The organism is Enterobacter cloacae complex sp. HYC033_NIDB, from assembly GCF_056673335.1.
Window position 1 is genome coordinate 3,276,205 of the sequence record NZ_CP115123.1, and the last position, 19,941, is coordinate 3,296,145.

Annotated in this window: 18 protein-coding genes; 10 read left to right on the top strand and 8 right to left on the bottom strand. The window is 56.0% G+C overall.

Going from position 1 to position 19,941, the window contains the following annotated elements; translation table 11 throughout:
* Window positions 1-183 precede the first annotated feature (183 nt).
* A complete protein-coding gene (ansP, locus tag O1721_RS15750) occupies window positions 184-1,680 on the top strand; it encodes an L-asparagine permease (protein WP_015570454.1) in 1,497 nt (498 codons plus the stop codon).
* 92 nt (window positions 1,681-1,772) lie between these two features.
* Here the strand turns inward: ansP and yncE are convergent, their stop codons facing one another.
* Window positions 1,773-2,834: a 7-bladed beta-propeller protein YncE gene (yncE, locus tag O1721_RS15755; RefSeq protein WP_023303790.1), complete on the bottom strand. Its 1,062-nt coding sequence runs from the start codon at window positions 2,832-2,834 to the stop codon at window positions 1,773-1,775.
* A 246-nt stretch (window positions 2,835-3,080) separates the two neighbouring features.
* Between yncE and pqqU the strand changes: the two genes are divergently transcribed.
* A complete protein-coding gene (gene pqqU, locus O1721_RS15760) occupies window positions 3,081-5,198 on the top strand; it encodes a TonB-dependent receptor PqqU (RefSeq protein ID WP_032648413.1) in 2,118 nt (705 codons plus the stop codon).
* A gap of 122 nt (window positions 5,199-5,320) precedes the next feature.
* On the opposite strand, the gene O1721_RS15765 is transcribed toward pqqU, so the two are convergent.
* From O1721_RS15765 to O1721_RS15775, 3 genes are all read right to left on the bottom strand, one after another.
* Window positions 5,321-5,989, bottom strand: coding sequence for a GntR family transcriptional regulator (locus O1721_RS15765; protein WP_003856981.1), 669 nt, complete (start codon window positions 5,987-5,989; stop codon window positions 5,321-5,323).
* 259 nt (window positions 5,990-6,248) lie between these two features.
* The gene (locus tag O1721_RS15770) at window positions 6,249-7,283 is read right to left on the bottom strand and encodes an NADP-dependent oxidoreductase (RefSeq protein WP_032103593.1); all 1,035 of its coding nucleotides are present in this window, start codon (window positions 7,281-7,283) and stop codon (window positions 6,249-6,251) included.
* 66 nt (window positions 7,284-7,349) lie between these two features.
* A complete protein-coding gene (locus O1721_RS15775) occupies window positions 7,350-7,925 on the bottom strand; it encodes a helix-turn-helix domain-containing protein (protein ID WP_017382277.1) in 576 nt (191 codons plus the stop codon).
* A gap of 148 nt (window positions 7,926-8,073) precedes the next feature.
* Between O1721_RS15775 and O1721_RS15780 the strand changes: the two genes are divergently transcribed.
* Together O1721_RS15780 and O1721_RS15785 are read left to right on the top strand one after the other, a co-directional pair.
* Window positions 8,074-8,592, top strand: a complete 519-nt coding sequence (locus tag O1721_RS15780) for a GNAT family N-acetyltransferase (protein ID WP_015570449.1) — start codon at window positions 8,074-8,076, stop codon at window positions 8,590-8,592.
* Window positions 8,589-9,038, top strand: a complete 450-nt coding sequence (locus tag O1721_RS15785; protein ID WP_032103594.1) for a DMT family transporter — start codon at window positions 8,589-8,591, stop codon at window positions 9,036-9,038. The genes O1721_RS15780 and O1721_RS15785 overlap by 4 nt, the downstream gene beginning before the upstream one ends.
* Before the next feature lie 3 nt (window positions 9,039-9,041).
* Here O1721_RS15785 and O1721_RS15790 read toward each other — a convergent pair whose 3' ends face one another.
* Together O1721_RS15790 and O1721_RS15795 are read right to left on the bottom strand one after the other, a co-directional pair.
* Window positions 9,042-9,275, bottom strand: a complete 234-nt coding sequence (locus O1721_RS15790) for a YdcY family protein (RefSeq protein ID WP_017382275.1) — start codon at window positions 9,273-9,275, stop codon at window positions 9,042-9,044.
* 101 nt (window positions 9,276-9,376) lie between these two features.
* Entirely contained in the window at window positions 9,377-10,975 is a 1,599-nt protein-coding gene (locus O1721_RS15795; protein ID WP_017382274.1) for an ABC transporter substrate-binding protein, read from the bottom strand.
* Between the two features lie 282 nt (window positions 10,976-11,257).
* Between O1721_RS15795 and O1721_RS15800 the strand changes: the two genes are divergently transcribed.
* Genes O1721_RS15800 through O1721_RS15810 form a run of 3 tightly spaced genes read left to right on the top strand, consistent with a single transcriptional unit; the run spans window position 11,258 to window position 17,752 of the window.
* Window positions 11,258-12,595, top strand: a complete 1,338-nt coding sequence (locus tag O1721_RS15800) for an SrfA family protein (protein ID WP_032648417.1) — start codon at window positions 11,258-11,260, stop codon at window positions 12,593-12,595.
* Window positions 12,596-12,599: 4 nt separating this feature from the next.
* Complete coding sequence (locus O1721_RS15805; protein WP_032619621.1) at window positions 12,600-15,581, top strand: virulence factor SrfB; 2,982 nt, start codon at window positions 12,600-12,602, stop codon at window positions 15,579-15,581.
* A complete protein-coding gene (locus O1721_RS15810; RefSeq protein WP_032648418.1) occupies window positions 15,578-17,752 on the top strand; it encodes a virulence factor SrfC family protein in 2,175 nt (724 codons plus the stop codon). The genes O1721_RS15805 and O1721_RS15810 overlap by 4 nt, the downstream gene beginning before the upstream one ends.
* A 33-nt stretch (window positions 17,753-17,785) precedes the next feature.
* Here the strand turns inward: O1721_RS15810 and O1721_RS15815 are convergent, their stop codons facing one another.
* Both O1721_RS15815 and O1721_RS15820 read right to left on the bottom strand, forming a co-directional pair.
* On the bottom strand, window positions 17,786-18,544 hold the full coding sequence (locus O1721_RS15815; RefSeq protein ID WP_032648420.1) for an alpha/beta fold hydrolase: 759 nt from the start codon (window positions 18,542-18,544) through the stop codon (window positions 17,786-17,788).
* An 86-nt stretch (window positions 18,545-18,630) separates the two neighbouring features.
* Entirely contained in the window at window positions 18,631-18,804 is a 174-nt protein-coding gene (locus O1721_RS15820; protein WP_003856960.1) for a GhoT/OrtT family toxin, read from the bottom strand.
* A gap of 243 nt (window positions 18,805-19,047) precedes the next feature.
* Here O1721_RS15820 and O1721_RS15825 point away from each other — a divergent pair, with 243 nt between their 5' ends.
* The 3 genes from O1721_RS15825 to O1721_RS15835 are packed head-to-tail and all read left to right on the top strand — an operon-like array spanning window position 19,048 to window position 19,941.
* Window positions 19,048-19,374, top strand: coding sequence for a TehB family protein (locus O1721_RS15825; RefSeq protein WP_015570441.1), 327 nt, complete (start codon window positions 19,048-19,050; stop codon window positions 19,372-19,374).
* 27 nt (window positions 19,375-19,401) lie between these two features.
* Window positions 19,402-19,755 carry a TehB family protein gene (locus O1721_RS15830; RefSeq protein WP_003856958.1) on the top strand — a complete coding sequence of 118 codons (354 nt, stop codon included), beginning with the start codon at window positions 19,402-19,404 and terminating at the stop codon, window positions 19,753-19,755.
* A gap of 3 nt (window positions 19,756-19,758) precedes the next feature.
* Window positions 19,759-19,941 (top strand): DUF1869 domain-containing protein, encoded by a 183-nt coding sequence (locus tag O1721_RS15835; protein ID WP_003856955.1) that lies wholly within the window; start codon window positions 19,759-19,761, stop codon window positions 19,939-19,941.

Genomic DNA, 19,941 nt, shown 5'->3' on the forward strand with positions numbered 1-19,941 from the left:
CGACACGGTTATATTTTGCGTCACTTAACAATTGCGGGTAGGATGCCTCGCCATGTTTTGCCTTATCCATACACAGAATGACTGGAAAGGCGGCATGTGTCTGCGCAGAAGCAATCGTTTGTTTCGGCTTCTGCCAGGCAGGACTATCACGTTAATGGTTCAGACAGGCAAACAGGTAACTCAATGAAAACAAGCAATAAAAGCGCAGCCGATCATCATGCTGCGAAACGTCGCTGGTTGAACTCTCATGAAGAGGGCTATCACAAGGCGATGGGCAACCGTCAGGTGCAGATGATCGCCATCGGCGGCGCTATCGGTACAGGTCTGTTTTTAGGTGCAGGCGCACGTCTGCAAATGGCTGGCCCCGCTCTCGCCCTGGTCTATCTGGTGTGCGGGATCTTCTCTTTCTTCATCCTTCGCGCCCTCGGCGAACTGGTACTCCACCGCCCTTCCAGCGGCAGCTTTGTCTCTTACGCCCGCGAGTTTCTTGGTGAAAAAGCCGCGTATGTCGCGGGCTGGATGTACTTCGTTAACTGGGCGATGACCGGTATCGTCGATATCACCGCCGTTGCGCTGTACATGCACTACTGGGGCGCGTTTGGCGATGTGCCGCAGTGGGTGTTCGCCCTTGGGGCGCTGGCAATTGTCGGGACCATGAACATGATAGGCGTGAAATGGTTCGCCGAGATGGAGTTCTGGTTCGCACTGGTGAAGGTGCTGGCCATTGTGATCTTCCTGGTGGTCGGAACCGTATTCCTCGGTACTGGTAAACCACTGGACGGTAACGCAACCGGCTTCCACCTGATTACCGATAACGGTGGTTTCTTCCCGCACGGCCTGCTGCCTGCGCTGGTGCTGGTGCAGGGGGTGGTGTTCGCCTTTGCTTCCATCGAACTGGTCGGTACGGCGGCAGGCGAATGTAAAGATCCGCAGACGATGGTGCCAAAAGCCATCAACAGCGTGATCTGGCGTATCGGTCTGTTCTATGTGGGTTCCGTGGTGCTGCTGGTGCTGCTGCTGCCGTGGAATGCATACCAGGCGGGGCAAAGCCCGTTTGTAACCTTCTTCTCTAAGCTGGGCGTGCCGTACGTGGGCAGCATCATGAACATAGTGGTACTGACCGCCGCGCTCTCCAGCCTGAACTCCGGGCTCTATTCGACGGGCCGTATCCTGCGCTCCATGTCGATGGGAGGCTCTGCGCCGAAGTTTATGTCGAAGATGAGCAGGCAGCAGGTTCCTTATGCTGGGATTCTGGCCACGCTGGTGGTTTACGTCTTTGGCGTGTTCCTGAACTATCTGGTGCCGTCCCGCGTATTTGAGATCGTTCTGAACGTGGCTGCACTGGGGATTATCGCCTCCTGGGCCTTTATTGTGGTCTGCCAGATGCGTCTGCGCAAAGCGATCAAAGAAGGCAAAGCGGCTGATGTGTGCTTCAAGATGCCGGGCGCACCGGTGACCTCCTGGCTCACCCTGCTGTTCCTGTTCAGCGTGCTGGTGCTGATGGCCTTCGACTACCCGAACGGTACCTACACCATCGCGACGATCCCGCTGCTGGCGGTTCTGCTGATTGCTGGCTGGTTCGGCGTGCGTAAGCGCGTTCACGAGATCCACAGCACCGCGCCGCTTCATCACGACGATGAAAAGCACGACGCACCGCTGGTAGAAGAAACCTCGCGTTAATAAAAAAGCCGGGTGGCGGCTTCGCCTTACCCGGCCTACATCTCATGGTTTTGTAGGCCCGGTAAGCGCAGCGCCACCGGGCAATTCCACCATCACAGCGCGATACGAATCACATCGTCAGGCTGGGTCGCTTCCTGCTGACGGGTTGATTTCTGTTTCACCGTTACGTACAGCGTTTTACCGTCCGCAGACAGCGCCAGGCTGTTCGGGTAAACCGGGGTATCGTAGGTCCTGGTCACTTTGTAGGTTTTGGCGTCAATCACGCTCACCTTGCCCGCCTCGCGGTGCGTCACATAGGCTTCGTTACGCGCCGGGTTAAACAGTACGGCCAGCGATGCTGGCGCGGCGATTTTCTGCATCACGCTGCCATCTTTCAGATTCACCACCAGCACTTCTGGCTGTTTTGAATCCGTCACAAACGCACGCTGGCCGGCAGTGTCCAGGCTCAGGTTCAGGTAGAAGTGCTCTTTTCCGTCATCCTGCACTTTTTTACGACTGAGGATTTTGTTGGTTGCCGTATCAATGGTCACCAGCTCGCCGTCCGCATTGGTGGTATACAGGCGTTTTGCCTTCGCATCCAGGGCCAGACCGGTGCTGAACGTGCCGGTGTTGGTGATGGTGTCCTTCAGCTTCAGCGTTGCGCCATCAACAACCCAGATCACGCTCTCCTTGCCGATACCGGTAATGTACACCGTATTGGTCGTGTCATCGGCCACCAGCTGGCGCGGCTGAAGCGGCTTCACCGTGTCGCTACGCTTGCGATCGTCCAGCACCAGGCGCCCTTTCACCTCGCTCGTTTTGGCGTCAATCGCCGTCACGGTGCTGTTGACGGTGTTACCGAACCACAGCGTCTGGGTGGCGTTATCGATCGTGGCGCCAAACGGCTTGAGATCGTTATGAATCGCCTGCGTCACTTCCAGCGTGACCGGATCCAGACGATAGACCACGCCGCCCTTATCGGTTTTGCGGCTTTGTGACGTCGCAACCCACAGCGCGTTTTCCTGCTGGCTGACGGCCATTTCATACGCGCCCTTGCCGACCGCTTTGCGCAGCATCTCTTCAGCGGCATGAACCTGGAACGTACCGGCAAACAGTAAAGAGCCCAACAGCAGAGACCCACGCAGGCGCGGCGAGCACAGATGACGTAAAGACATAACAATTCCTTTTTAAATGAGGAGATTTACCGCTGACATCACTTCCGGTGGGCAAAGTCATCGCTTTGCCGTTATTTTAATGAGAATAGTAATCATTAATGAGTTGAATGTGGAGTATTTCTTTCCTTCAAAACCTTACATTCACGAAATGTGCGGTTATAGTTTTCATAACATTTACAAAGGATTTAACATATATACACAGGTTCCAGTTGATTTGGTTCGAATTTTTCTTAACCGGTTTACTCCATGAAAATTATTACTGCCCGTAAGGCATCACTACCACTGCTCTTCGTTCCCGTCATTTTTGGCCCGCTGAGTGCGATGGCCGCGGATGAACAGACCCTAATCGTCAGCGCCACGCCGCAAACCGTCTCCGAACTGGACACCCCGGCCGCAGTCAGCGTGGTGAGCGGCGAGGATATGCGACATGCCACACCGCGCATCAACCTTTCTGAATCCCTTGGGAGCGTACCAGGCCTGCAAATCCAGAACCGCCAGAACTATGCTCAGGATCTGCAACTTTCCGTTCGCGGATTCGGCGCGCGTTCGACCTTCGGCGTACGCGGGATCCGCATGTACGTGGACGGCATTCCGGCAACCATGCCCGACGGCCAGGGGCAGACGTCAAACATTGACCTCAACAGCATTGAGAGCGTCGACGTGCTGCGCGGCCCCTTCTCTGCCCTGTACGGCAATGCCTCCGGCGGCGTGATCAACATCAACACCCAGACCGGACAACAGCCAGCCACAATTGAAGCCAGCAGCTATTACGGCAGCTACGGCACCTGGCGTTACGGCATGAAGGCCACCGGTGCGGTGGGCGACGGGACTCAGGCGGGGGATGTGGACTATGCGGTATCCACCACCCGTTTCACCACACATGGCTATCGTGACCACAGCGGCGCACGGAAAAACCTCGCCAACGCGAAACTGGGCGTGCGCATTGATGATGTCAGCAAGCTAACGCTGATTTTTAACAGCGTGGACATGAAAGCCAACGATCCGGGCGGACTGAGTTATCAGGAGTGGCAGAACAACCCGCGCCAGTCACCCCGTGGCGATCAGTACAATACGCGTAAAACCATTAAGCAGACCCAGGCTGGGATCCGCTACGACCGTCAGCTGAGCGAACAGGACGACCTCAGCGTGATGATGTACGCCGGTGAGCGTGAAATGACCCAGTACCAGTCCATTCCGGATACCACGCAGACTGAAAATCCAGCGCATTCGGGCGGCGTAATTGATATGCAGCGCCACTATCAGGGTATTGATACCCGCTGGACCCACCGCGGCGAGCTGCTGGTGCCGGTAACGTTTACCACCGGCCTTAACTACGAAAATATGAGTGAAAATCGCCGCGGTTATGAAAACTTCGTGATGAACAACGGCGTGCCGGATTTTGGCGTGAAGGGTAACAAACGCCGTGACGAACGTAACCTGATGTGGAACCTTGATCCCTACCTGCAAACCCAGTGGCAGCTCACGCAAAAGCTGTCCGTTGAGGCGGGCGTGCGTTACAGCTCCGTCTGGTTTGACTCCAACGATCATTACATTACCCCGCAAAACGGCGATGACAGCGGTGACGCCAGCTACCATAAATGGCTCCCGGCTGGTGCGGTGAAATACGCCGTGACCGACGCCTGGAACCTTTATGCCGCGGCGGGACGTGGATTTGAGACCCCGACCATCAACGAACTCTCCTACCGTTCTGATGGCAAAGGCGGCCTCAATATTAATCTGCAACCGTCAACCAACAACACCTATGAGATTGGCAGCAAAACCCGCATCGGCAATGGCATCCTGACGGCGGCGCTGTTCCGCACGGATACCGACAACGAGATCGTGGTGGACGAAAACAAAAATGGTCGCACTACCTACAAAAATGCGGGGAAAACGCGCCGTCAGGGTGTGGAAATTGCGCTCGACCAGCAGTTTGCCGAAAACTGGAAGCTGAAAATGGCGTGGACCTATCTCGATGCGACCTACCGTACCAACGTCTGTAGCAATGCAGACTGTAGCGGCAACCGGATGCCGGGGATTGCCCGTAACATGGGGTATGCGTCGTTTGGCTGGGAGCCTGAGGAAGGCTGGTACGCGGGGGCAGATGCCCGCTACATGAGCGACGTGATGGCAAACGACACCAATACCGCCAAAGCGCCCTCTTATACCGTGGTCGGTCTGAATACCGGGTATAAACTCAATTACGGCAAATGGGGAATGGACATCTTTGGTCGCGTCGATAACCTGTTTGATAAAGAGTACGTCGGTTCAGAGATTGTAAACGCCGGCTACAATCGCTATTACGAACCCGCCCCTGGCCGTAACTATGGCGTGGGCCTGTCGGTCTCTTATCGCTTTGAGTAAAACATTTTCCGGCAGCGCACGTTGCCGGTAAAAAATAACATCATTCCCGGTAGCCTTAAGCGCCGGGAATATACTCAGGGAAGTTTAAAACGAATAAAAAAATAAGTGCGCCAGTGCGATCCTTAACTGTAGTATTGCCGTTGCAGGAGGATATTAGCTTCATCAATGGCTCGGTCGATCGCTTCCCGACTGGCCGTCACGTCCCTTTGCTCAAGCGCAGAAAGCAGATCGGCATAATGGTAAGTCGTTGCAGGGATATCTTTCATCTCTTCGTGCAGGTAGTTGATACACGGACCAATCCGTACCCAGAGCTGCTCAATCAGCGAGTTCAGGGTCGGCATTTCGGCATACTGATAAAGCGTAAACCGGAACACGCGGTTGGCATGGATCGCCTTCTGCACGTCGCCCTGATGCATGGCGGTGCTGAAGTTATCTGACAGCGCGCGTAATGCATCCAGTTTGGTCTCGGTCATATTCTGACACGCCGCCGCAACGGCCATCGGCTCAAGCTGTTTTCGAATGGCGTTAATTTCGTTATAACGCTCCAGCGTAACCTCTGGCACCAAAAACGCCTGAGCAGGCGTGGCCTGTAATGCGCCTGCCGACACCAGGCGCAGCAGGGCTTCGCGCACCGGTGTGATGCTGGTGCCTAATTTATCCGCAATCTCTTTCGTGATGAGTCGAGCCCCAGGTTTTAATGAGCCCGTAATTAACGCTCCCTTTAAACTGTTCTCAACTTGCATCGTCAGACTGATTCTTTGTGCTTTTTCCAGGTTTTCCAAATCAAGCATGTTTAATTCCCGTAGCCAAAACAAAATGCCATTTTCAGCGACTGTTTAAAAAAACATCGCCGGTTTGATATATCCTGTATCGTCATGCCTGGTATGAAGGGCGCGCGTTAAAATAAAAATTGTTCAATTAATATTACGTTTACCACTTCTGGCTCAGCTGGGCCGATGGCGCGCAATGCTTATGGATTAATTAAAGACAATATATCGTATCTTCACAAATAATTATGGCGGACTTTGCCCGCCATAACCGATGCTCTGTTTAGTCCGCCGCCACGCGGATCACGACCTTGCCGAAGTTTTTCCCTTCCAGCAGCCCAATCAGCGCCTCCGGCGCCGCGTCCAGCCCTTCGGTGACCTGCTCGCGATAGTGAATTTTGCCTTCCTTCACCCAACGTCCCATTTCCTGCTGGAACTCGTCGATACGATGACCATAGTCCTGAGCGATGATAAAGCCCTGCATGCGGATGCGTTTTTTGAGGATGGTCCCCATCAGCAGCGGCAAGCGATCCGGACCATCCGGCAGGTTGGTCGCGTTGTAGCCGCTGACCAGTCCGCAAACAGGTACGCGCGCGGAGGTATTCAGGAGCGGCAGTACGGCGTCAAAGACTTTACCGCCGACGTTTTCATAATACACGTCAATGCCCTGCGGGCAGGCTTTCGCCAGCTGTTCGGAAAAATCATCCGCATGGTGATCCAGACAGGCGTCGAAACCGAGCACGTCGACCGCATGGCGGCATTTCTCCTCCCCGCCGGCCACGCCGATAACCCGGCACCCCTTGATTTTACCGATCTGCCCCACCGTTGCGCCGACCGGCCCCGTGGCTGCCGCCACGACAAGCGTTTCCCCCGCCTGAGGCTGGCCGATATCAAGCAGCCCCATATACGCGGTGAAGCCCGGCATTCCCAGCACGCCGAGTGCCCATGAAGGGTGCGACGGGTTTTCGCCCAGCCTGACCAGTCCTTTCCCGTCGGAAAGTTCATACTCCTGCCAGCCGCTGTAGCCCAGAACCCACTCGCCCTCTTTATAATCCGGATGGCGGGAGGTCTCGACGCGGCTTACCGTGCCGCCCACCATCACCGCGCCAATCTCGACAGGAGGTGAATAGGATGGGGCATCGCTCATACGGCCCCGCATGTACGGATCAAGCGAGAGCCATACGGTGCGTAATAACACCTGCCCCTCTGCGGGCGTGGGGATCGGCTGCTCTTCCAGGCGGAAATTTTCGGCAACCGGTGCGCCGTGTGGACGGGAAGCCAGTACCCAGCGTCGGTTTTGCGTAGTTGATTGACTCATTCATCGCTCCTTACAGCTGAAAATGTCATTCAAGTCTGGCACGTTATCCAGCGGATCGCCTTTGCATTATGAGCCGGACTGATTAAGCCGCACGACCAGATAAAGGCACGATTCATCCGTTTCGTTAATAAACCGGCAGTCGTTCGGCGGCCCGAGTTCCAGACAATCTCCGGCCTTCATTTCATGGCGGGTGTCCCCCTCCAGAAAGACCAGTTCACCTGCCTGCAACCAAATCAGCTGTCGCGCCAGCGCATAAGAGGAGGCGGGCATCGGCACATCGCTGCCCGCGGGCAGTTCCACCTGGACGAGGTCAATAGGCATATCGCTGCGCGGCGACACATGACGACGTAAATAGTGGGTTTGCGGATCGCGCCAGACGGGCTGGTTCGCCAGACGTAACAGTTTGCCCTCCTGCATTTCCGCGCGCGCAATGAGCGTAGACATGCTAATACCGAAGGCACCGGATAACCGGGCAAGCAGCGTCGCCGTTGGACTACTGTCCCCCCGTTCAATCTTATGGATCATGGCGCGTGAAATACCTGCCCGTTCGGCCAGTTCGCTTAATGACCAGCCCCGCGACTCGCGTTCAAGGCGTATGCGGGCGCTAATGCGTTGATTCATATTGTCTGTCATTGTGTTCATGACGTCATACTATAGTGTACGGATGGTTTTTCGGGGCAGTTTGGTGACAAAAAAATAGGGATTTTGTCGTAGCGATGCAACACAAGAACTGTGTAATATTGTGAGTGAATCGTACTACTATAGTAAACAACACAGCCAGAGGTTTACCATGATCGTTCGTCATGCCTGCAAAGAAGATTGTGCCGCTATCGGTGAAATTTATAACCATGCGGTGCTGCACACCGCCGCCATCTGGAACGATACAACTGTCGACACCGATAACCGTATTGCATGGTTTGAGGCGCGCACGCTGTTGGGTTATCCGGTGCTGGTCAGTGAAGAAGAAGGTGTTGTGACGGGATACGCCTCATTTGGCGACTGGCGAGCGTTCGACGGTTTTCGCCATACGGTGGAGCACTCGGTTTACGTTCATCCCGATCATCAGGGCAAAGGCATCGGTCGGCTGCTGATGACGGAATTAATCAAGGAAGCCCGCCAGATTGGTAAACATGTGATGGTTGCCGGTATCGAGGCGCAGAATCAGGCGTCGATTCATCTGCACGAAACCCTGGGCTTTGTTACCACCGGTAATATGCCGCAGGTGGGAACCAAATTCGGTCGCTGGCTGGATTTAACCTTTATGCAACTCCAGCTCGATGAGCGCAGCGATCCGGATGCTCTGCCATGAATCAATCGTTGACGTTAGCGTTTCTGGTGGCCGCCGGGATTGGGCTGGTGGTGCAAAACACCCTGATGGTGCGCATTACGCAATCCTCTTCCACTATTCTTATCGCCATGCTGCTGAACTCGCTGGTGGGAATTGTGCTGTTTGTCAGCATTTTGCTGGTGAAAAATGGCCTGGCGGGGTTTAGCGAACTGGCGTCAACGGTGCGCTGGTGGACGTTGATCCCTGGCCTGCTGGGGTCATTTTTTGTCTTTGCCAGTATTAGCGGGTATCAGAATGTGGGCGCGGCAACGACCATTGCCGTGCTGGTAGCAAGCCAGCTGATTGGCGGCCTGGTGATGGACATCCTCAAGAGCAACGGTGTCCCCCTGAGGGCGCTGGTTGGCCCGGTCTGCGGCGCAGCGATGCTGGTGGTCGGCGCCTGGCTGGTGGCACGGCGCCAGTTTTAACCCTTACAGGATAGTCCCACCCTGCGTGAGGTGGGCATGGCGCGCCTCCGCCTCTTCTTTATGCTGCTTACCATGATGCGCAATCGCGGTACGCAGGCGCTGCTGCTGGGTATAGCGATCTTCACGGCTGAGCTCTGCATCGTCGCTTAATTCGATCAGCAGTTCGTTCATGTGGGTAATTATGCTCTCTTCGATGGCGGCATCGACGCGGGCGATAACATCGTTTAAATGTGACATTGTCACTCCTTTCCAAATGCCCGGTGGCGCTACGCTTACCGGGCCTACGGGTGGTAACTGTAGGCCGGGTAAGGCATAGCCGCCACCCGGCAAGAATACGATCAGTTCAGCTTCGCTTTCGAGAAGTCACTGCCCATCAGACTCACGCTGTACCCGGTCACGTTGCTGCGGGTCGCGTAGAACGTTTTGCCGTTAGCTAACGCAATCCACGGTGCCTGCTGGTAGAAAATCTCCTGTGCCTGGCCATACAGCTTCGCACGTTCGTCCGGGTTGCTGGTCAGTTTGGCCTTTTGCACCAGCTCATCATACCCCTTATCACACCAGCGCGCGGCGTTAGATCCGGTTTTGATGCTGTTACAACCCAGCAGCACATCGGCGAAGTTGTCCGGATCGCCGTTATCAGACATCCAGCCGAACAGCGCGGAATCATGCTCGCCTTTACGCATGCCGGAGAGATATTCCCCCCACTCGTATGAGACGATTTTCGCCTTCACGCCCACTTTCGCCCAGTCAGCCTGGATCATCTCCGCAATGCGTCGCGAGTTCGGGTTGTACGGACGCTGAACCGGCATGGACCAGAGGGTCACTTCCGCGCCCTTATCCAGACCCGCCTGCTTCAGCAGCGCTTTTGCTTTTTCCGGATCGTAGCCGTAATCCTTCAGGTCTTTGTTAAAGCCGAGCATGTTCGGCGGGATCGGTGATTTAGCGACCGTACCAGACCCCATAAAGACCGCGTTAACAATGGCCTTTTTGTCCGTTGCGTAATTCAGAGCCTGGCGCACCAGCACGTTATCAAACGGTTTTTTCTCCGTGTTGAACGCCAGGTACCCCACGTTCAGCGCATCCACCGAGTGCAGGGTCAGGTCTTTGTTTTTCTTGATCGCTTCAAACTGCACCGGCGACGGCGCAGGAATGATCTGACACTCGTTCGTTTGCAGCTTAGCCAGACGCGTCTCAACATTTGGCGTGATGGAGAAGATCAGGTGTTTGGTCGGCACCTCTCCCTCCCAGTAGTTCGGGTTGGCGACGTAGCGGATCAGCGAATCCACCTTGTACTGCTGAAGCACATACGGCCCGGTGCCGATTGGCCAGGTATCCACATTTTCAGGTGTCCCCTTTTTCAGCATCGCGTCCGCGTACTCGGCAGAGAGGATCGAGGCGAAGTCCATTCCCCAGTCGGCCAGGAACGCCGCGTTGGGTTCGCTCAGCGTGAACTGGACGTGATAATCGTCGATTTTTTTCACATCCTGAATGAGCTTGTCGAGGCCCACGTCATTAAAGTATTCGTAATTGCCCTGGGAAACATTGTGATAGGGATGCTTAGGGTCTTTCTGACGCATAACGGAGAAAATAACGTCATCAGCGTTAAAATCACGGGTCGGTTTGAAGTATTTATTGCTGTTGAATTTTACCCCTTTACGCAGGGTAAACGTGTATGTTTTGCCGTCTGGCGAAATGGTCCACGACTCGGCCAGAGAAGGCACCGGCGTGTTTTTTACCGGGTCGAAGTTAATCAGACGGTTATACAGCGTTTGCGAGCTGGCGACAAACGAGGGGCCAGAGCTGGCGATCTGCGGGTTAAACGACTCCGGCGATGCCTCGGAGCAGTAGATAATGGTGTCTTTGTTTGCCGCCCATGCGGCGCTTGCCGGTAGCAGCGCGCTCAGCGCGAGGGCGAGCACGGTTTTCCCTGTAGACATGGTTATTACCCTTTCGGTTTTATTATAGTGAACAGTAATAACAGCACAGACGTTTTGGCCTGACAAATAACGAATCACTATCAGGTTATTCTAAAGCCGTACATTTCGCTGGTTTTAGCATCAGCCCGCAGAAACCGATTTGCCTTAAGGTTCATTATTCGTCAAGCACAACCGTCACGATCAATGCCGCAAGAAATCGTCCCTTTTGTCGTCTCCTCCGCCGTTTGCTTGCTTACCTGTTTCGTTACAGTAATGGCGTGAAGAAGTCTACAGGACCAAATCGTGGCAAAAACACTTTTACGCAGCGGTAATCTGGATGATTTTCAGGCCGTTGGCGGCGGCGGACAGGCCGTTTTTGAATCAGCGCTGCAAATCCGCGAAGCGCTTCGGTTGCGCAAACAGCAGGCTATTGTTGATTGCCTGGCCATTCCTCAGGTCAACGACGGCGGCGATCGCGTTGACTGGTACTCCCCGGTTGAGGGAACCGTCTCCAGCTGGAAGGCGGCGGATGAAGATGATCGTTATCGCGCCCTGCGCTATCTGGAAAACACGCTCGCCAGCGTGGAGTCGCTGAGTAAAAAATGCCTTCAGTCACCGAAAACGGCGCAGCAACTGTTTGGCTCTCTGCTCTCAAAAGCCTTTCAGTTTCCCGGTGAAAACTTTGTTTTCCTCGTGGATGGCAAGCCGGTGATCTGCTTCTGGGGCTTCGTCAACCTTAACGAAAACGCGCGCGACGACGTGCTGGACTGCCTGCGTGAATCGTTGATCCCTGAACCTGCACCCGAGATGATTAACGAACCTGAACCTGAACCGGAGCCAGAACCGGCCCCGGTGGTGACTTTTGAGCAGGCCGACGCGCCGCTTATTACGCCTGCGGCTACCGTCCGTATCACCGACGATGAGCTGTATACGCCAGAGCCGGTGCGCATGAACGCCGCGCCGCCAGAGCCCGCACCGGCGGCCTTACAGAAAAAACGTCGCTCCCCCCTGTGGTTACTGCCGGTTGCCGCCGTCATTATTGCAGCCATCGCCACCCCGCTGCTCTGGCCAAAACAGGCCCCGATCGCAGCGCCTGTTGCCACACCAGCGCCAGTACCCGTCGCCATTGCTCCGGCCCCCATAAAGACGGTTGAGCCGCTTGAACTGAAACTCCCGCTGCACCAGGCCGAAGTGGTAGAGCCGAAGGTGAAAACGCCTGCCCCGGCAGCCGAACCGGTGGTCATTACCGCGATACCGAAAGATGCGATGGTGATGGAGGCAAACCAGGTCAAAGCGGGGTTAACGCGCTTCCTGAACGGCACCTGGCGCGCGTTTCTCGATGTGCAGGATCCGCTCACCGGCAAACCGCCGTCGCTGCGCTACCAGATCCAGAACAATAAAGGTTTCGCCCGGGTCGTGCATGGCGACAACATTGTCTGCCGGGTAGACGTCTTTTCCGGATTACACAGCAACGGCGAGCTGTTGATCAAAACGCGCGGAAACGCGCGTTGCACCGACGGTTCACGCTATCCGATGCCGGAAGTAACCTGTAAGGCAGGTGCCAGCGATGTGGCGGAATGCACCGCACGTTACGATGCCAACACCGTCGTTCCTCTGACGTTCAAGAAAGCAGGTGTCTGATCCTATGCTGGTTAATCTTTGCGACTATAAACAGAGCGTGACGCTGATTGCTAACAGCGGCGTGCAGTTTCTCGATTTTGGCCTGACTCCGCAGGACACCGCCAGCAACGGGCGTTTCGTGCGTAAAACAGCAAATGGCCCGCTGCTGCGTCTGGATTTTGACCTGGTTAACGGCCGGTACACGCTCCCTGCCACCGATGGCGGGCAGCCGGAAGTGGTCAAGCCTGAAAGCACCATTCCACTGCATGACTCCCTGACCGTGCTGGACGGCGTCTGGCTGCCGATCCCTTTCCTGCGCTTTAACCCGCCGCGGACGTTTGTTGAAGGCCCGGATAACTGGGCGCGCGTCCAGGTACGAAAGCTTTCCACGCCCGACGCAGCTGGCAATACGCACCGGGTCACCGTCGCGCTCGACAGCCAGATTGCAGAGCATGCGACGTCTGCCCTGTCGCCGGTTGAAAACGATATCCTGAACGGCACGCGTTTCGCGCTCGCCTGGCGCGACAGTGAGGTTGAGAGTTTCCTCGACCAGACCTGGATTGACGGCTGGCTGCGCGAAGCCTTCACGCAGTTTGCCGACGGGGTTGAAAAACGCTCCGAGCGCGAGCTGCATCAGGCCATGCGCAGCTTTGAATATCAGGCGCACTGGCTCAACCTGCTCTCCATGCTCGGTGAACAACTCACCGTGCCGGAAGTGAAGTTTGTCACCCATACCCTGAGCACCCCTGCTATTCCTGTCGATTTGATCCTTGACGTAGGCAACACCCATACCTGCGGCGTGATTATTGAAGATCATGGTGATGCCAACGACGGCCTGCGCCAGACGGCTGAACTTCAGGTACGATCTCTGAGTGAGCCGCAGTTCCTGAATGAGCCGCTGTTTACCAGCCGACTTGAGTTTTCTGAAGCGCGTTTTGGCAAACAGCACTTCTCCGTGGAAAGCGGCCGGGAGGATGCGTTCGTCTGGCCGTCGATTGTCCGCGTGGGTGATGAAGCGCGTAAGCTGGCGATGCAGCGTCTGGGCACGGAAGGCAACAGCGGCATCTCCAGCCCGCGTCGCTATCTGTGGGACGAGACGCCGGTGGTGCAGGACTGGCGCTTTAGCCAGATGAACAGCAAAACCCAGCGCGAACCGCTGGCAACTGCGTTTCCGCTGATGAACCTGATGAACGACGACGGGGAACCGCTCTTTACGCTGCCGCAGGATGAGCGCCTGCCGGTGTTCTCTCCGCAGTACAGCCGCAGCACCCTGATGACGCACATGCTCTGCGAGCTGCTGGCTCAGGCGCTTGGCCAGATTAACAGCGTGGCCACCCGCCTGCGGCTCGGCTTCCCGGCCTCTCCCCGCCAGCTGCGGACGCTGATCCTCACCCTGCCTTCGGCAATGCCGAAACAGGAGCGCGAGATTTTCCGTCGCCGCATGTTCGAAGCCATCGCCATCGTCTGGAAGGCGATGGGCTGGCACCCGCAGGATGAAGATTTTGCCAGCCGCAAGCAGCAGGAAAAAAGCGTGGTGCCGGTTCCTGAAATCCAGATGGAGTGGGACGAGGCCAGCTGCGGCCAGCTGGTGTGGCTGTATAACGAAGCCATTTCCCATTTTGGTGGCCAGACCGAGGCCTTTTTCGCCTCCCTCGCCCGTCCGGATCGCGCGCCTGAGCCTGGCGTCCAGCCGGGGCGTGCGCTGCGCGTGGCCTCGATTGATATCGGCGGCGGCACGACGGATATGGCCATCACGCACTATCAGTTAGATGATGGTTCCGGGAATAACGTCAAAATCACCCCGCAGCTGCTGTTCCGCGAAGGGTTCAAGGTCGCTGGCGACGACACGCTGCTGGACGTGATCCAGCGCTACGTTCTGCCCGCCCTGCAAACCCAGCTTCAGAAATCCGGCATAGCCGATGCCTCCCAGCTGATGGCATCCCTGTTCGGTGACTCCGGGCGGATCGATACCCAGGCGGTCCTGCGCCAGCAGACGGCGCTTCAGCTTTTTATGCCGATCGGTCACGCGATCCTGGCGGCGTGGGAATCGAGCGATGTTGACGATCCGCTGGCCGGGCTGCATGCCACCTTTGGCGATCTGCTTGCGCAAAAACCGACGCGCAACGTGATGAATTATCTCCAGCAGGCGATCGACCATGCGTTGCCTGCCGGCTCAGAACACTTTGATCTGTTCAGCGTACCGCTGCACGTCAGCTTCCGGGAGATGCGGGACGCCATGCTGGCGGGTCAGTTCACGCTTGCCGCCCCGCTTCATGCGGTATGTGAGGCGATCTCTCATTACAGCTGCGATATCCTGCTTATCACGGGACGGCCGGGCTGTCTGCCGGGCGTTCAGGCCTTGATTCGCCACCTGCAACCGGTGCCCGTCAACCGCATCGTCTGGCTGGATAAATACCAGGTTCATGAATGGTATCCGTTCAGCCAGCAGGGACGGATCGGCAACCCGAAATCCACCGCTGCGGTGGGAGCGATGCTCTGTAGCCTGGCGCTGGATCTTCGTCTGCCGCGATTTAACTTTAAAGCAGCGGATATCGGCGCGTACTCTACGGTGCGCTATCTGGGCGTGCTGGATAACACGATCAATACCCTGCGGGACGAGAACGTCTGGTATCACGATATCGACCTCGATAAACCCGGCGCGAAACTGGACGCCCGTCTGCACTTCCCGCTGCGCGGCAACGTTACGCTCGGCTTCCGGCAGTTGGCCAATGCCCGCTGGCCCGCTACGCCGCTCTATACCCTGAGCATCAACTCAGCCGAGCTGGCGAAAGCCATTGCGGGCGACGGCGTACTGAACGTGCGCCTGAAGCTGCGTGGCGGCACTAAGCAGGAAGGCCCGGAATCTTTCGAGCTGAGTGATGCCTGGCTACAGGACGGCACGCCAGTGCCGCCGGATGCCCTGACCTTTAAACTGAATACTCTGGCCGATCGCCGACACAGCGGCAGCCACTACTGGATCGACAGCGGGAGCGTATACCTCAAATGACTGCGACGACTGCCACCACTCAGGCCTTAATCGGGTGGATCAACGAGACGCGACAGCACGCCCCGATGCTGGATAACGAAGCCGACGCCCTGCTTGCCCGCCTTAACGCAGTAAGTGCGCGTGAAGAGGCGCTCGATCGCGCCCTTGTCAGCCAGGGCAGTATCGGCTTATATGGCCACTCGCAGGCCGCGAAAGCGCACCTGCTGGCTGCTCTTTGCGGCAGCGGGGACGAACGGCTGAACGTTACGCCGGGTCAACGCACGTTTGATTACTTCTCGCATATTAACCCCGGGCATGCACCGACCAACATGGCCGTGCGTTTCAGCAGAGCGTCCCGCGAGGTCGCAGACGACGCGTTTCCCTTACGCCTGCGCCTGGTAACGGAGGCCGAGCTGGTGCAGCTGTTCATCGCGCGCACCACGCTGGATCCGCAGATCCGCGCGGTGGATAAATTGGTGATTGAAGCCCGGCTTGAGAAGTGGCGGGCACTGCGTCAACCGCAGAGCGTGCCGGGAATGACGGCACGGGAAGTCGCGACCATTGCCCGGTTCTGGCAAAGCGTAGTACCCGGCGCTAAGCAGCATATTGATGATGCCCTGTGGCACCAGTTTGCCCTGCTGGTTCCGTCACTTGATCTCAGCACCCGCGCCAGCGTCTGGTCTCTGCTGTGGGGTGAGCAGCAGGAGTTAACCCAGCAGTGGCTTAAATTCGCCCAGGTGCTGCATCAAACCAGCCATGCCAGCGCGCTTGCGGCGCCGTTGAGTCTGCTGGTTGACAGCTTTGGTCTGCCCTGCGAAGGCTTCCTTACTCACGGGGCGTTTACCGTGCCGGAAGCACAGGAAACACTGCTTCATCCGGTAAAAAACGGCGAGCTGCTTAACGCCATTAGCCTGCCGGTCGATGTACTGGCATCTCTGACCCGCGAAGTGGTGCTGCCCGTTGAGAACTGCGTGCTGGATAACGTTGACGTCATTGATATTCCTGCCATTTCTGAGGAAAACACGCCGCTGATGATGCAGGCAAAATGTCTGTGGTTGCTGGAGCATTATCGGCAGCACATTCAGCCGGATGTCCTGGTTATCTGTAATGCGACGGCGCACCACCAGCAGACCGCAAAAACGGCCAGGCTCCTGCAAAACTGGATCAAAGAGACTCAGCCGGTTGAAGAATCCGCATTGCCGGGGCTGGTCTGGGCCATTACCCCTCATGATGCGCGGTTTACCACAAAGCAGAATCTGGACGAAGCGGTGCAGCAATTGCTGGGCCAGCCGGGTCTGCGCTGGGGCACGCTTCAGGCGCTCGATACCCACAGCATGCAGCGGGTGATTGAGTGGCTGTCGCAGGCTACCCTGCCGGCACAGCGCCAGAAGCGTCTTCGCGCGCTGAAAAGGCTGTTACAAGAGTCACTGTCGACGCTGATGCGCCCATATGTCGCCCCTCTCACCCAGGAACCAGGCGCAGGGCGGGCACAGGCCGAAAAAATGGTCCGAACGCTGCAAGGCAGTGCCGCTCGTCATGGTGAATTGCTTGAGGGGCTTCTGCCGCCGTTAAACGCGTTTGAGACGCTGCTGACCGTTCACCAGCCTCGTGAGGAACAGGTCAACGGCCTGTTTAACGATGTTATCGATCTGTTTGCGGAAGAGACGCAGGAAAATCCAGGCGCGTTGCAGACCAAGGATAAGGCGCGGCTGGCCCATAACGTGTGGGTTAACCATCTTCGTCAGTGGAGTCGCAACGACGCGGCGGCTGCCCGTCTGGGCCTGGACGCAGAGGTATTACAGCAGATTGCGGATGTGCTGATCGTTACCAGCTACCGGCTGGATCTGCCGCTGCAACTGCAACGCATTGCAGAAAAAGATAAAAGCAGCGCCGCGCAGCTGCATGCCGCGACAGGCAATTTCATTAGCTGGCTTGGCTATGAAATGACGCCCGTTTCTGAACGGCCTGCAAGCCGGATCCGCAAAGGTCAGCCAATTTTTGTGACGCCAGTTGTGAGCAGCGCTTCACTCCGTCTTACCCGACTTGGCGAGCAGCCTGTCCATGCGGCGACAGCCTATGTTTATGACTGGCTGGTTGCGCTCTACACCCGCGCGATTGAAAACGTGGATTATCAGTGCCCGTATGACGTTCAGCCTGCTGCGCGGAAAGCCTTGTCTGCCCTGCTGTCTTAATCATTGCAGCCCGCAGCAATGCGGGCTACCCCTTCATGAGCCGTTTATGAAGCCAGATAAAGCCTGAGCCAACGCTGACGGGTTTTCCCAAGACATTGAATGGCCCGCATCAGGGATAATTTTTACAGCAACACCGTTTTGTTGCAGGCGATTAAAATCGTCATCAGGCAGGGATCGCTCACCAAAAACTAACATTACCGGGCAGCTCAATGACAAGAACAGGTGTGCCCAGTCAGGTTTAACGCCCTCGACCATGCTTGTTGCGCCGCGCCAGATGGCCCAGGGGGCATTGCTTTGAAGGCTTCCAGCCCACGGCGACGTTTCCGCCCGCAGCATGTCATCATAGCCCTGTTCCAGAAAATGTTGTTCCGTTTGGGCCGCAATTGCTCGGCTGAACATCCCGCCACCCGCATGAAAATTGGGTTCAGATACTATCAGGCCCTTAACGCTCGACGTTAACAGTGCTGCCGTTTCGATCGCGATACTCCCCCCCATGCTATGACCATACAGCCATAGACTATCCAGGCCGAGATGGTTTAACAGTTCAACCACCACCTGCGCCTGTTCGCTCGTGCGATAACGGTAGTTGTCAGGTTTGTCACTGTAACCGCTACCGGGAAGATCGATCAGAATGGCTCTGCGCCCCCCGAAACGGGTATCACAGACAATACGAGGATATTCATACGACGATGCACAGCCCAACCCGTGGATAAACACAACCGGGTCACCGAAACCGGGAAGATCCTGCCAGCGCACAGTGCAGCCTGCTTGCTGCGAATAGAAACTGTTCATAAGCACTCCATGTATGACGGACTGTATATTTATACAGCCTAAATGTACGGAATGCTATGGCTGGATGCCGATTCTGGAAGCGTGCTTCAGAAAAGAGAGATCAACAGGGCAACAGGAAAGCTCATCGGCCAGGTGGAACCCACCAGGAATGCGCTCAACAGGCGAATACGTTTACGATCTTTAGAAAGGAACCAGGTGATTAATGCGCAGATGGAGGCCATGATTGCGTAGAACACCAACATCTTTTGATACAACGTCATTCTGTTTACCTGAGCCGAAAAATAACCGCACGCAATATGCGTCATATGTTGACACAGATCAAGTTTTTTCGTTACATCATAACCACTTAAATAATAAGGATAATAACAACTGAGTACCTTGTGTAACAACGCCGGGTAAAGCAAAACGGTTATTATTGATAAGATGCATATTAAATGCACTTATTGATAAATTCATCCCCGCAGAAAGCAGTTTAATAACAGCAGGCTTTTAAGGGAGGAAACATGCTACGCATTCCGCAGAGTTGCATTCACACCCGTTCCACGCCTTTCTGGAACAAAGAAACGGCCCCCGCCGGCATTTTTAAACGTCACCTTGATACGGGCACGCGCCCGGGCGTTTACCCTCGCCTGTCGGTGATGCGTGGCGCAGTGCGTTATCTGGGCTATGCTGATGAATTTACACCTGAGCCTGACAGCGAGCTCGTCATTGAAGCGGGTCGTTTCGGCGTTTTCCCGCCAGAGAGATGGCACCACATTGAGGTGATGACCGACGACACCCTGTTCAATATTGAATTCTTTGTTGAACCTGAGGTGCTTAAATCCCTTTAAGCGCCCGCCAACATGAAGGAAACTATGATGTTACGTATTCCTGAAAACTTTGTTCATACCCGCTCGACGCCGTTCTGGAATAAAGAGACCGCCCCAAAAGCGCTTTTTACCCATCACAACACCAAAGCCGGCGTGTACGGTCGGTTATCCGTCATGCAGGGTGCAGTGCGTTACTTTGGCTTTGCCGATGGCGACGCCACCGAACCCGATCTGGAAGTGGTCATTGAGGCCGGTTCTTTTGGCATCTCCCCACCCCAAAAATGGCACCGCATTGAGCTACTGACCGACGACACCTATTTTAATATCGACTTTTTCGCGGATCCTGCCGTCACGCTCAGCGGTGCGGGCATCGGTAAAGTGGTCAACACGCATAAGGAGTAAATAATGGGTAAGGCTACCTATACCGTGACCGTCACCAACAACAGCAACGGCGTGTCGGTGGATTATGAAACAGAAGCGCCAATGGAGCTGTTGATCCCGGACGTCGCGGCAGATGTCGTGAAGGATCTGGTGAACACCGTTCGCGCCTACGATACGGAAAATGAACACGAGGTCTGTGGCTGGTAA